This is a genomic window from Streptomyces sp. NPDC037126 (genome assembly GCF_055605965.1).
The window spans coordinates 199,030-211,270 of sequence record NZ_JBVJTD010000009.1 but is presented as its reverse complement, the minus strand read 5'-3'; the positions used below and the strand labels follow the sequence as shown (position 1 = coordinate 211,270).

Genomic DNA, 12,241 nt, shown 5'->3' with positions numbered 1-12,241 from the left:
CCCAGAACTGGATTCCATGAGCGCCATCTCCGTCGGTCAGGCCGTCGTCCTCGGAGTCGTCGAGGGGGTGACCGAGTTCCTCCCGGTGTCCTCCACGGGTCACCTCAAGATCGCCGAGGGGCTCATGAACATCCCCGTCGACGACAAGTCCGTCGTCGGGTTCTCCGCCGTCATCCAGGTCGGCGCCATCGCCGCCGTGCTCGTGTACTTCTTCAAGGACATCAAGCGGATCGTCAGCGCGTGGTTCCGCGGTCTGACCAACCGCGAGGAGCGCTACCACCACGACTACAAGTTCGCCTGGTGGGTGATCGCCGCCACCATTCCGATCGTCATCGTGGGTCTGGCCGCCAAGCCGCTGATCGACGGCCCGCTGGCCTCGCTGTGGGTGGTCGCCGGTTCGCTGATCGCCGGATCCGCCGTGATGTGGTGCGCGGACCAGATGGGCCGCCACAAGCGCGGTGAGGACGACACGTCCTTCAAGGACGCCATGTGGGTCGGCTGCTCCCAGATCCTCGCCCTGCTCTTCCCCGGCTTCTCCCGCTCCGGCGCCACCATGTCCACCGCGCTCATCCTGGACCTGGACCGCGTCGCCGCCACCCGCCTCTCCTTCTTCCTCGGCATCCCGGCCCTGACCGGCGCGGGCATCTACGAGCTGAAGGACGCGCTCGGCGCCGGTGTGGGCGCGGCGCCGCTGGCCGTCGGCACGATCGTTTCCTTCGTCGTCGCCTACGCCTCGATCGCCTGGCTGCTGAAGTTCGTCGCCAAGCACTCCTTCAACGCCTTCGTGATCTACCGGATCGTCATCGGCCTCGGCCTGCTCGGGCTGCTCGCCACGGGCACGCTCAACGCCTGAGCGAATCTCCCGCTCACCCACGGGGTGCGGCGCCCGTATCCGGGCGCCGCACCCCGTGGCCGTCTTCTGACGGCGACGCCTTGACAGTTCCCGGGCGCAACCCGCAGGATCGCTCCCGTGAACCTGTCAGACAGCCAGACAGGTGGTGGGGGGCCGCGGCGCGTGAGCGCCATGGAAGCGGTCCTCGGCCACCTCCGCAGCGCCATCGAACGCGGCGAGTACGCCATAGGCGACAAGCTGCCCTCCGAGGCCGAGCTGTGCCGCACCCTCGAGGTGTCCCGGCCCGTGCTGCGCGAGGCGCTGCGCGCGCTGCAGACGATGGGCCTGACGGTCTCCCGTACCGGCAAGGGCACCTTCGTCGTCGCGAACGCCGTCGAGGACCCCACCTTCGGCGACTACGCGGCCAGCGACCTGCTGGAGGTGCGCCGGCACATCGAGATCCCGGTCGCCGGCTACGCGGCCCTGCGCCGTACCCCCGAGAACCTGGACCACCTGTCCCACCTGCTCGACCGCATGGAGCGGGAGACGGACACCACCGCGTGGGTCGCGATGGACACCCTCTTCCACCTCGCCGTGGCCGAGGCAGCCCAGAACCCGGTCTTCCGCCGGGTCATCGAAGAGATCCGCGACGCCCTGGCGCGCCAGTCGGCCTTCCTCAACGAGCTGGGCGGCCGCCGCGAGCAGTCCAACCGCGAGCACCGGGCGATCGTCGAGGCGCTGACCGACGGGTCCGAGCTCGACGCGGTGGAGGCCATGAGCCACCACCTGGACCGCGTCGAGACCACCCTCACCGACATCGTGCGCCCCCAGCGGGCGGACACCCCCACAAAAGGCGGAGCCGAGGCGTGAGCGAACAGCACCGCAAGTCCACCGGCGCCGGCGCGTGACCCGCTCCCCGGCCCATCCCGACCCGACGATGCAGGCAGTGATGAACAGCAGTTCCCACCCCGCGGACGCACCCGTCGTCCGTGAGCCCCTCCACGCCCCCGTCGCCCACCTGATACGCGACGGGGTCGTCGAGGGCATCCACTACGGCTCCGTCGTCGTCCTCGGCGCCGACGGCGAGGTCCAGTTCCAGCTCGGCGACATCGAGGCCGCCTTCTACCCGCGTTCGGCCGTCAAGCCGGTCCAGGCGGTGGCGATGCTGCGGGCCGGGCTGCCGCTCGACGGCGAGCTCCTGTCCCTGGCGGCCGCCAGCCACTCCGGCGAGGAGCGGCACCTCGCCGGCACCCGCCGCATCCTCGAACTCGCCGGACTCACCGAGGACGACCTGCGCAACGTCCCCGACATGCCGTACGACCCGGTCGTCCGGGACGCCTGGATCAGCGAGGGCCGGGCACCCTCCCGGCTCGCCCAGAACTGCTCCGGCAAGCACGCCGCGATGCTGTGGACCGCCAAGCTCAACGGCTGGTCCCTGGACGACTACCTCGACCCGAAGCACCCCCTGCAGCAGGCCGTCGCCGAGATCGTCGAGGGCCTGACCGGGCAGCGCGTGGCGCGGGTCAGCACCGACGGCTGTGGCGCCCCGCTGTTCTCCGTCTCCCTGCACGGACTCGCCCGCGCCGTCGCGCGGATCGCCTCCGCGGCGCCGGGCACCCCCGAGGCCCTGCTCGCCGGCGCGATGCGTGAGCACGCCGAGATGGCGTCCGGCTCGCGGCGTGACGTGGCCGCGCTGATGCGGGCGGTGCCGGGCCTGCTCGCCAAGGACGGCTTCGAGGGCGTCCAGGTCGCCGCGCTGCCCGACGGCCGGGCCGTCGCGGTGAAGATCGCCGACGGGGCGAACCGGGCGCGGATCCCGGTCGCGGCGGCGGCGCTCGCCCGCGCGGGCGTGGACCCCGGGCTGCTCACCGGGTTCGCGGGTGAGCCGCTGCTCGGCGGCGGACAGCCGGTCGGTCGTGTGCGGGCCGTGCGCGCGCTGGACCCCGTCGCGCTCGGCGTATGCGCGTAAGGCACCGCCGGACAGGCCGTCCGAAGCCGCGGGCCGTGCCTGGCCGGTCGCGCAGTTCCCCCGCGCCCCTTCCGGGGCGCTCCCACCTCCGCACCTCGGAAAGAGGACCCGTACCCTCATGACCGCCGCCATCACTCGCAGCGAACACGATCTGCTCGGCGACCGCGACGTACCCGCCGACGCGTACTGGGGCATCCACACCCTGCGTGCGACGGAGAACTTCCCCATCACCGGGACCCCGATCTCCGCCTACCCGCACCTGATCGACGCCCTGGCCGCCGTCAAGGAGGCCGCCGCGCTCGCCAACGAGGAGCTCGGCCTGCTGACGCCCGGGAAGGCCGCCGCGATCGTCGCCGCCTGCCGGGAGATCCGCGAGGGCCGGCTGCACGACCAGTTCGTCGTGGACGTCATCCAGGGCGGCGCCGGGACCTCCACCAACATGAACGCCAACGAGGTCGTGGCCAACCGGGCGCTGGAACTGCTCGGCCACGCCAAGGGCGAGTACGGCCACCTGCACCCCAACGAGGACGTCAACCTCGGCCAGTCCACCAACGACGTCTACCCGACCGCCGTCAAGGTGGCGACGGTGTTCGCGGTGCGTGGACTGCTCAAGGCGATGGCCGTCCTCCAGGACGCCTTCGCCGGCAAGGCCGTCGAGTTCCGCGACGTGCTGAAGATGGGCCGCACCCAGCTCCAGGACGCCGTGCCGATGTCGCTCGGCCAGGAGTTCTCCGCGTTCGCCGTCATGATCGAGGAGGACCGCAGCCGTCTCGCCGAGGCCGTCGAGCTGATCCACGAGATCAACCTGGGCGCCACGGCCATCGGCACCGGACTCAACGCCCCCGCGGGCTACGCCGAGGCCGCCCGCCGGCACCTCTCCGCGATCACCGGGCTGCCCCTGGTCACCGCCGCCAACCTCGTCGAGGCCACCCAGGACTGCGGTGCCTTCGTGCAGATGTCCGGTGTCCTCAAGCGGATCGCGGTCAAGCTCTCCAAGAGCTGCAACGACCTGCGCCTGCTGTCCTCCGGTCCGCGCGCGGGCCTCGGCGAGATCAACCTGCCGCCGGTGCAGGCCGGTTCGTCGATCATGCCGGGCAAGGTCAACCCGGTCATCCCCGAGGTGGTGAACCAGGTCGCCTTCGAGGTGATCGGCAACGACGTCGCCATCACCATGGCCGCCGAGGCCGGGCAGCTCCAGCTCAACGCCTTCGAGCCGATCATCCTGCACTCGCTGTCCGAGTCCGTCACCCATCTGCAGCGCGCCTGCCTGACGCTGGCCGAGCGCTGCGTCTCGGGCATCACCGCCAACACCGAGCGGCTGCGCGAGACCGTGGAGAACTCCATCGGCCTGGTCACCGCGCTGAACCCGCACATCGGCTACACGGCGGCCACCGACATCGCCAAGGAGGCCCTCGTCACCGGCCGCGGCGTCGCCGAACTGGTGCTGGAGAAGGGCCTGCTGCCCGCCGGGGAGCTGGCTGCCCTGCTGCGCCCCGAGGTCCTCGCCGGCAGCGGAGCGCCCACCGCCTGACCTGCGGTAACGGGCGGATATCAGCCTGTTCGCGAGTGGGCTGAAGGACCGGCGGGGAGGCACAATGGTGATCATGACAACGACGTCGTCCCTCACCTTCCTGCCGGTCCTGGAGCGCATCGCCGAGGAGATCGGCCGCACGCCCGGCCGCGGGCGCCCGGCCGACTACATCCCGGCGCTCGCCGCCTGCGACCCCCGCAGCTTCGGCATGGCCGTCGCCGAGCTGGACGGCACGGTGTACGGGGTGGGGGACTGGCGCCGGCCCTTCTCCACGCAGTCCATCACCAAGGTCTTCACGCTCGCCCTGGACCTGGCCCGCGAGGGCGACGAGCTCTGGGAGCACGTGGGCCGGGAGCCCTCCGGCAACCCGTTCAACTCCCTGGTCCAGCTGGAGTACGAGAACGGCATCCCGCGCAACCCGTTCATCAACGCCGGCGCCCTCGTCGTCACCGACCGCCTCCAGACCCGTACCGGGGACGCGGCCGGCGAGCTGCTGGCCTTCCTGCGCGCCGAGAGCGGCAACCCCGCCCTCGACTTCGACAAGGAGGTCGCCGCCTCCGAGAACGCGCACGGCGACCGTAACGCGGCCCTCGCCCACTTCATGGCGTCGTACGGCAACATCGACAACGACGTGCCCGTCCTGCTCGACCAGTACTTCCGGCAGTGCTCCGTGGCCGCCTCCTGCGCCGACCTCGCCCGCGCCACCGGCTTCCTCGCCCGGCACGGCATCCGCGCGGACGGCACCCGGCTGCTCACCCGCAGCCAGGCCAAGCAGGTCAACGCGGTGATGCTGACCTGCGGCACGTACGACGCGGCGGGCGACTTCGCCTACCGCGTGGGACTGCCAGGCAAGAGCGGGGTCGGCGGCGGGATCATCGCGGTCGTGCCCGGACGGTGCACGCTGTGCGTGTGGAGCCCGGGCCTCGACGAGCGCGGCAACTCGGTGGCCGGGGTGGCCGCCCTGGACCGGTTCACCACGCTCACCGGGCTCTCGGTGTTCTGATCAGTCCAGGAACTCGTGCAGCAACGGCAGCGGCAGGGCCGTACGGCGCATGAGCGCCATGTGCGCGGTGCCGGGCAGCACCGCCGGCCGGGCGTCCGGGATCAGGCCCAGCACCTCGGCCCCGTGCTCGACGCGCACGAAGTCCGGTGCGGTGGTGACCGGCCGGATCCCCGGAAGTCATCGCCGCGCACACGCCGGTCACGTCCGGGCCGCCCGCCGGTGGAGGGAGCGTCGCCTTCCGGCCATCCGGCGTTGACACGCTGATCCAGTGTTGGCCATGGCATTCCCCGTCGATCTGCGCCGCTGCCAGTTGCTCGGTCTGGCCGGTACCGCCTTCCTCGCGCTCGGCGGTGAGACGGCCGGTGCCCTGCCTGTCGAGGACCTGCTGGCCCCCGCCTCCGTACAGGCCGCCATCGGCCTGGTCGGGGTGTACTTCGGCGTCGTCCTGCTGATAGCCGCCTGGGTGCTCCTGGGCCGGCTGGTGCGCGGTCCGCGGCCGCCCGCCCCGCGCGCCCTGCTGGTCGTGCTGGCCGTCTGGACCGCCCCGCTGCTGCTCGCACCGCCGCTGTTCAGCCGGGACGTCTACAGCTACCTCGCGCAGGGCGCCATGGCCGACGCCCACATGGACGTCTACGCCCACGGTCCCGCCACGCTCGGCGGACCGCTCGCCGACCAGGTGGCCCCGATGTGGCAGCACACGGGAGCGCCCTACGGCCCCGCCTTCATGGGCCTGGCCTCCGCCCTGTCCGGACTCACGCGGGGCGAGCTGCCCGCGGGCCTGCTCGGCATGCGCCTGGTCGCGCTGCTCGGCGTGGCCCTGATGGCGGTGGCCCTGCCCCGCCTCGCCCGGCACAGCGGCGCCGACCCGGCCGCGGCGCTCTGGCTCGGTGCCCTCAACCCGCTCGTCCTGCTGCATCTGGTGGCGGGTGCCCACAACGACGCCCTCATGCTCGGTCTGCTCGGCCTCGGCCTGGTCGCCGCGCGCGGCAGGGGTCCCGCCCTCGGTACAGTCGCCGCTGTGCTCGTCACTCTCGCCGCCCTGGTCAAGGCGCCCGCGGCGCTCGGCCTCCTCGCCGTGGTGGCCCTCCAGATGCGCGCCGGCCGGCGCCCCGTGCCGGCCGTCCTGACGACGGCGGTCGCCGCCGCCGGGACTACGGTGGCCGCCACCGCCGTGGCCGGCACCGGCTACGGCTGGATCGGCGCGCTGGCCACCCCGGTCTCCCCGCAGAACTGGGCGCTGACCAGCCTGCTCGGCCGGGCCACCGGCGCGCTGCTCGAACACCTGGGCAGCGGCCTGGCGCCGCTGGCCGTCCCGGCCTGGCACCTGCTCGGCCTCGCGATCACCGCGATCGCCGTGCTGCTGATCTGGCTGCGGCTGCGCCTCAGACCGGTGTACGCGCTCGGCCTCAGCCTGCTCGCCGTGGCCGTGTTCGGGCCCGCGATCCGCCCCTGGTACGTGCTGTGGGGCCTGTTCCTCATCGCCGCCGCCGCGCCCAGCACCTCGGTACGGCACCGGGTCGCGGCCCTGGCCGGGGTGCTCGCCCTCGCCGTGCTGCCCAGCGGCGGGCCCGCCGACACCGGGCAGTTGGTGCTCGCGGTCTCCGGCGGGGTGCTCGGCGTGGTCGTGCTGTGGCAGGCCCACCAGGCCGCGCAGGCCCCGGCCCCGGGGCGCGCCGCATGACGGGCCCCCGCACCGAACGGGGCCGGCTGTTCCTCGTCCTCGGCGTCGCCGCCGCGGTGACCGTGTTCACCGCCACCGTGCCGCTGCTGCGCGGCTTCTTCGACCTGCGCGTCTACTACGGCACCGTGCACACCTGGGTCCACCACGCCGGCCGGATCTACGACTACCGGGTGCCGGGCACCGCGTACGGCTTCACCTATCCGCCGTTCGCCGCCGTGCTCATGCTGCCGCTGGCGCCGATGGGCCGGGGCACCGCGATCGCCGCCTCCCTGCTGGTGAACCTGGCCGCGCTCGCGGTCGTCCTGTGGGCCTTGGCCGGCCCCGGCCTGCGGCGGCACGGCTGGTACAAGTGGTCGCTCGGCCTGTGCCTGCTCGCCCTGTTCGAACCCCTGCGGGACACCTTCAGCTTCGGACAGGTCAACCTGGTGCTGCTCGCGCTCGTGCTCACCGACGCATGGCTGCTGGCCGACGGCCGGGGCCGCTGGGCGGGCGCCGGGATCGGGCTCGCCGCGGCCGTGAAGCTCACGCCCGCCCTGTTCATCGGACTGCTGCTGCTCGCCGGGCGCCGACGGGCGGCCGTCACCGCGACGGCCGTGGCCGCCGCCGCGACCGCGCTGGCCGCCTGGGCGGATCCCGGCGCCTCCCGGTTCTACTGGACCGAGGCGCTGTGGGACACGGGCCGGGTGGGCCGCCTGGACTACGTCTCCAACCAGTCGCTGCAGGGAGTGCTGGCCCGGCTCGGCGAGACGGGCCGCCCGCTGTGGGCGACGGCGGCGCTGCTGACCCTGTGCGTGTGGGCGTGGCGGGCCCGCCGGGCGGCGACGGCCGGCGACTGGCAGGCCGCGTTCGCGCTCACCGGCGCAGCCGCCTGCCTGGTCAGCCCGATCACCTGGGTGCACCACCTGGTGTGGCTGCTGCCGTCCTTCGCCGTGCTGGTGCGCGCCGGGCATCCGCGGGTCGCGGGCGCGCTGTACGCCGTGATGTGCACCAGCGTGGTGTGGCTGTGGTTCGACGACGCCTCCGGCCCGGGCGGCTTCCTCGGCAGCAACACCTACACCTGGATCACCCTGGGCCTGCTGCTCGGCCTGCCGGCGGGTCAGCCACGCCGCTCGGGCCGGTCGCCCTTCGCCCGCAGCACCAGCGTCACGGCCGCCGCGCCGAGTCCGGCGAGCCCCAGCCCGACGGCGGTGCCGGACCAGTCCGAGCCGTCGTCCGGGGCCCCGGAGGTGGCCGCCGCCACGGGCACGGCCGGCTCCTGCCGGGGCGCCGGGCGCAGCGCGTCCAGCGAGCCCACCGGATCCACCCGCCCGGCCGCTCCGAAGCCCCAGTCGAGCAGCGCGCGGGCCTCCTCGTACACGGTCAACCCGCCACCGGCCTGAGGGTTCATCAGGGTCACCACGAGGGTGTGCCCGCCCCGGCGGGCGGCGGCCACGAGCGTGTTGCCGGCGTTGCTGGTGTAGCCGTTCTTGATGCCGACCAGCCCCGGGTAGGGCGCCACGCCGTCCTCGCCGGACAGCAGCCGGTTGGTGTTCTCGATGGCGTACGACGACCCGTCACCCGGGAACTGGGCCACGGCGGTGGAGCAGTACCGGGCGAAGTCGGGGTTGCGCAGACCCTCGCGTCCGAAGACCGCGAGGTCGAAGGCCGAGGACACCTGGCCGGGGGCGTCGTAGCCGTCGGGGGAGACCACACGGGTGTCCCGCGCGCCCAGCGTCCGGGCCTTCGTCTGCATGTGCCGGGCGGTGGCCTGCCAGCCGCCGGCCAGCGAGGCGAGCACGTGCACGGCGTCGTTGCCGGACTCGAGGAAGACCCCGCGCCACAGGTCCGCCACCTGGTAGGTGTGTCCCTCCTCGACCCCGACGAGGCTGCTGCCCTCGCCGACGTCCGCCAGTTCCTGGTAGCGCACGGTGTGCTCCAGGCCGCTGGGCAGCGTCGGCAGCACGGTGAGGGCGAACAGGGTCTTCATGGTGCTCGCGGGCGGCAGTGGGCGGTGCGCGCCGTTCGCGGCCAGCACCTCCCCGCTGTCGGCGTCGGCGACCAGCCAGGACAGCGCCGAGACGTCCGGCACCTCGGGGGCGCCCCGCCGCGGCCGGACCTGGGTGCCGGTGCGGTAGAGCAGGGACGCCCCGGGCATCGCCGCCCGGGGCGCGGGTGGCGCGGGGTCCCCGGCCCGGGTCCCGGCGGTGGCCGCCGGGCCCGCGACGGCGGCGGTGGCCGGCATGAGCGCCAGCACGCCCGCCACACACAGGGAGCAGGCCGACACGGCCGTCCGATATGTGAATCCGGTGATCATATGATCAACGTACGAACGTGCGGCGCGTGTGCCCTGCCGGCCGGGCCGTTCGGCCCAGGGGAGCAACCCGGATGACGCACCCGGGCCCCCGGTCAGCCGGTGGGCAGCGTCGGCCGGACCTGCCGCAGGAACGCCGCGTTGTCCGGGGTGGCGCGCAGCCGCTCCAGCAGGGTCTCCAGGGCGGCCGGTCCGCCCTCGCGGGAGCGCAGGACGCGGCGCAGACCCCGCGTGGCCGTCAACTCGGCCGGGGTGAGCAGCAGTTCCTCGCGGCGGGTGCCGGTGCCGTCGAGGTCCACGGCGGGGAAGACACGGCGGCCGGCCAGTTCCCGGTCCAGCCGCAGCTCCATGTTGCCCGTGCTCTTCAGCTCCTCGAAGAAGTAGCCGTCGGCGCGGGAACCGGTGTCCACCAGGGCCGTGGCGAGGAGGGTGAGCGAGCCGCCCTCCTCGGCCTGGCGGGCGGCGCCGAAGAACCGCTTGGGGCCGAGCAGCGCGCCCGCGTCGACACCGCCGCTCAGGGTGCGGCCGCCGGCCGCGGAGGCGTTGTTGTGCGCCCGGCACAGCCGGGTCAGCGAGTCCAGCAGGACGACGACGTCCTCACCGGCCTCGACCAGCCGCTTGGCGCGCTCGACGACGAGTTCGGCGAGCGCGATGTGCTCCTTGGCCGACCGGTCGAAGGTGGAGGCGTAGACCTCGCCGCGCACCGAGCGGCGCATCTCGGTGACCTCCTCGGGACGCTCGTCCAGCAGCAGGACCATCAGGCGGCACTCGGGGTGGTTGCCGGCCACGGCGGCGGCCAGCTGCTGGAGCAGCACCGTCTTGCCGCTCTTCGGCGGGGCCACGAGCAGGCCGCGCTGGCCCTTGCCGACGGGCGCGAAGAGGTCGGTGACGCGTCCGGCCAGCCCGGCCGCCGGGTGCTCCAGGCGCAGGCGCCGGTGCGGGTGGAGCGGGGTCAGGTCGCGGACTGCCGGCGGGCCCGGAGGTCCGCGGGGGCGCGTCCGTCGACGCGTGCGATGTCGGTGAGGGGGCGCCCGGCGCCCCGGACGCCCTCGACGAGGTCGCCCTTGCGCAGTCCGCAGCGGCGGATCAGCGCCGGCGGAACCTGCGGGTCGGCGGGGGAGGGGAGCAGGGTGGGGGACCTCAGGTGCCCCCTGCCCTGCGCGTCGATGTCGAGGACACCGGTGACGAGCCGGGCCGCGGGGCCCTGCTGGGCCACGGGAGGGTGTTCGAGCGTGGTGGTCATGAACGAGGGTCCTTTCGAGGACGGAGAAGCGAGGAGAAGGGGGGGAGAGGCCGCGAGCGGGAGGCGGGCACAGCTGCCTCCGGGCGGCGGGAACGGCGCCTCGGACCTGGCGGGAACGCGCTGGTCGCGGGGTGGTGCCGGGAAGAAGCCCGGGCCGGTGGAGAACCTCGGCCGAGGGGCTGGAGGAGAGGACGGCGACATCGGTGCCGTTACGAGGGGCACGCATATGCGCTGATCGCACTATACCCGTGCGTCCACATCCGTCAACATGATGGCGTCCGCGTCTGTTCCCGGACCGTCCCCTCCCGTACGACCGTCAGGAGACCCGGTGGAGAACTCCCCCGTCAGGCCCCCGCACCGCCTCGACCCCTCCGGGGGCTGCCCGCACGCCGACAACGCGCGGCTGCTCGCCCGCGGGGCCGTGGCTCCGGTGGAACTCCCCGGCGGGATCGAGGGGATGGCCGTGCTCGGGCACGAGGCGCTCAGGGAGTTCCTCCAGCATCCGGAAGTCGCCAAGAACGCCCGCCACTTCACCGCACTCGGCGAAGGACGGGTCGGCGCAGGCTGGCCGCTGCTGACCTTCGCGACCGTGCCCGGCATGACCACCGCCGACGGCGCCGATCACCGGCGGCTGCGCGGCCTGGTGAGCCGCGCGTTCACACCCCGGCGGATCGATGAACTGAGACCGCGCGTCGAGGAGTTGACCGAGTCCCTGCTCGACGACCTGGCGCGGGCCGCCGCCGAGGGCGACGGCGTGGCCGATCTGCGGCGGCACTTCGCGATGCCCCTGCCGATGGGGGTCATCAGCGAACTCCTCGGCGTGGACGTCGAGTTCCGCGAGCGTCTGCACCACCTCAGCAGCCAGGTCGTGGCCACCGACCTGGGGCCGGCCGAGGTCATCGCCGCCAACCGCGAACTGGTCGCCGTGCTCGGCGAGATCGCCGCCGGGAAGGACGCACACCCCGGGGACGACCTCACCAGCGCGCTCATCGCCGCCCGCGACGAGGGCGGCGACCGGCTCAGCCAGGAGGAGCTGATCGGCACCCTGGTCCTGATGATCGTCGCCGGGCACGAGACCACCCTCAACCTGATCACCAACGCCGTGCGCGCCCTGTGCGGCCACCGCGACCAGCTCGATCTGGTGCGCATGGGCGTGGCGAGCTGGGCCGACGCGGTGGAGGAGACCCTGCGCTGGGACGCGCCGGTCAGCTACTTCCCGTTCCGCTACCCGGTGCGCGACCTGACCGTCGGCGGCACGCCGATACCCGCGGGCACCCCTGTGCTCGCCGGCTACTCGGCCGCAGGCCGGGACGCGGCCGCGCACGGCCCCGACGCCGACCGGTTCGACGTCACCCGCCCCGCCCGGCCCGACGCCGTGCGCCACCTGTCCCTCGGGCACGGCGCCCACTACTGCCTGGGCGCCCCGCTGGCCCGGCTGGAGGCCACGGTCGCGCTGGAGCGGTTGTTCGCCCGCTTCCCGGCCCTCACCCCCGCCGTGCCCGAGACCGAACTGGCCCCGCACGCCGGGTTCGTGGGCAACAGCGTGCGCGCCCTGCCGGTACGACTCGCACCCGCCCTCGGCTGAGCGCACACGGGCCGCACGAACCGCCGACAGGCGCGTGCGACGAGGGGCCGGGGCCGGGTGCCTCGGCCCTCGGGTGCGCGGGCGTGTCATGGTTCCGTGGCAGATGT

9 protein-coding genes and 2 pseudogenes are annotated in these 12,241 nt (G+C 73.7%); 8 read left to right on the top strand and 3 right to left on the bottom strand.

What is annotated here, in order from left to right; all coding sequences use genetic code 11:
- Window positions 1-16: 16 nt before the first annotated feature.
- The 5 genes from ACZ7FF_RS21605 (at window position 17) to ACZ7FF_RS21585 (ending at window position 5,335) form a co-directional block, all read left to right on the top strand.
- Window positions 17-853, top strand: a complete 837-nt coding sequence (locus tag ACZ7FF_RS21605; protein ID WP_470813857.1) for an undecaprenyl-diphosphate phosphatase — start codon at window positions 17-19, stop codon at window positions 851-853.
- 171 nt (window positions 854-1,024) lie between these two features.
- Complete coding sequence (locus ACZ7FF_RS21600; protein ID WP_470813960.1) at window positions 1,025-1,702, top strand: FadR/GntR family transcriptional regulator; 678 nt, start codon at window positions 1,025-1,027, stop codon at window positions 1,700-1,702.
- 79 nt (window positions 1,703-1,781) lie between these two features.
- On the top strand, window positions 1,782-2,801 hold the full coding sequence (locus ACZ7FF_RS21595; RefSeq protein ID WP_470813856.1) for an asparaginase: 1,020 nt from the start codon (window positions 1,782-1,784) through the stop codon (window positions 2,799-2,801).
- Between the two features lie 118 nt (window positions 2,802-2,919).
- Window positions 2,920-4,332, top strand: coding sequence for an aspartate ammonia-lyase (gene aspA, locus ACZ7FF_RS21590; RefSeq protein ID WP_470813855.1), 1,413 nt, complete (start codon window positions 2,920-2,922; stop codon window positions 4,330-4,332).
- A gap of 64 nt (window positions 4,333-4,396) precedes the next feature.
- Window positions 4,397-5,335: a glutaminase gene (locus ACZ7FF_RS21585; protein WP_470813854.1), complete on the top strand. Its 939-nt coding sequence runs from the start codon at window positions 4,397-4,399 to the stop codon at window positions 5,333-5,335.
- On the opposite strand, the gene ACZ7FF_RS21580 is transcribed toward ACZ7FF_RS21585, so the two are convergent.
- Window positions 5,336-5,473: a hypothetical protein gene (locus ACZ7FF_RS21580; protein ID WP_470813853.1), complete on the bottom strand. Its 138-nt coding sequence runs from the start codon at window positions 5,471-5,473 to the stop codon at window positions 5,336-5,338. It abuts the gene before it with no gap.
- Window positions 5,474-5,612: 139 nt separating this feature from the next.
- On the opposite strand from ACZ7FF_RS21580, the gene mptB reads away from it, so the two are divergent.
- Both mptB and ACZ7FF_RS21570 read left to right on the top strand, forming a co-directional pair.
- Window positions 5,613-7,016: a polyprenol phosphomannose-dependent alpha 1,6 mannosyltransferase MptB gene (gene mptB, locus ACZ7FF_RS21575; RefSeq protein ID WP_470813852.1), complete on the top strand. Its 1,404-nt coding sequence runs from the start codon at window positions 5,613-5,615 to the stop codon at window positions 7,014-7,016.
- Window positions 7,013-8,395: a glycosyltransferase family 87 protein gene (locus tag ACZ7FF_RS21570; protein ID WP_470813851.1), complete on the top strand. Its 1,383-nt coding sequence runs from the start codon at window positions 7,013-7,015 to the stop codon at window positions 8,393-8,395. The genes mptB and ACZ7FF_RS21570 overlap by 4 nt, the downstream gene beginning before the upstream one ends.
- Before the next feature lie 14 nt (window positions 8,396-8,409).
- Here the strand turns inward: ACZ7FF_RS21570 and ACZ7FF_RS21565 are convergent.
- Window positions 8,410-9,150 (bottom strand): annotated as a pseudogene (locus ACZ7FF_RS21565) (D-alanyl-D-alanine carboxypeptidase family protein); the annotation flags it as partial.
- A 251-nt stretch (window positions 9,151-9,401) separates the two neighbouring features.
- Window positions 9,402-10,549: pseudogene (gene rho / locus ACZ7FF_RS21560) on the bottom strand (transcription termination factor Rho).
- 328 nt (window positions 10,550-10,877) lie between these two features.
- Here rho and ACZ7FF_RS21555 point away from each other — a divergent pair.
- Window positions 10,878-12,134 carry a cytochrome P450 family protein gene (locus tag ACZ7FF_RS21555; RefSeq protein WP_470813850.1) on the top strand — a complete coding sequence of 419 codons (1,257 nt, stop codon included), beginning with the start codon at window positions 10,878-10,880 and terminating at the stop codon, window positions 12,132-12,134.
- Window positions 12,135-12,241 lie beyond the last annotated feature (107 nt).

What these genes read in the sequence shown, in the direction of transcription:
- ACZ7FF_RS21600 (WP_470813960.1), top strand. Translation starts at nt 1,025, where the DNA reads ATGGAAGCGGTCCTCGGCCACCTCCGCAGCGCCATCGAACGCGGCGAG.
- ACZ7FF_RS21595 (WP_470813856.1), top strand. Translation starts at nt 1,782, where the DNA reads ATGAACAGCAGTTCCCACCCCGCGGACGCACCCGTCGTCCGTGAGCCC.
- ACZ7FF_RS21570 (WP_470813851.1), top strand. Translation starts at nt 7,013, where the DNA reads ATGACGGGCCCCCGCACCGAACGGGGCCGGCTGTTCCTCGTCCTCGGC.
- mptB (WP_470813852.1), top strand. Translation starts at nt 5,613, where the DNA reads ATGGCATTCCCCGTCGATCTGCGCCGCTGCCAGTTGCTCGGTCTGGCC.
- ACZ7FF_RS21605 (WP_470813857.1), top strand. Translation starts at nt 17, where the DNA reads ATGAGCGCCATCTCCGTCGGTCAGGCCGTCGTCCTCGGAGTCGTCGAG.
- ACZ7FF_RS21585 (WP_470813854.1), top strand. Translation starts at nt 4,397, where the DNA reads ATGGTGATCATGACAACGACGTCGTCCCTCACCTTCCTGCCGGTCCTG.
- aspA (WP_470813855.1), top strand. Translation starts at nt 2,920, where the DNA reads ATGACCGCCGCCATCACTCGCAGCGAACACGATCTGCTCGGCGACCGC.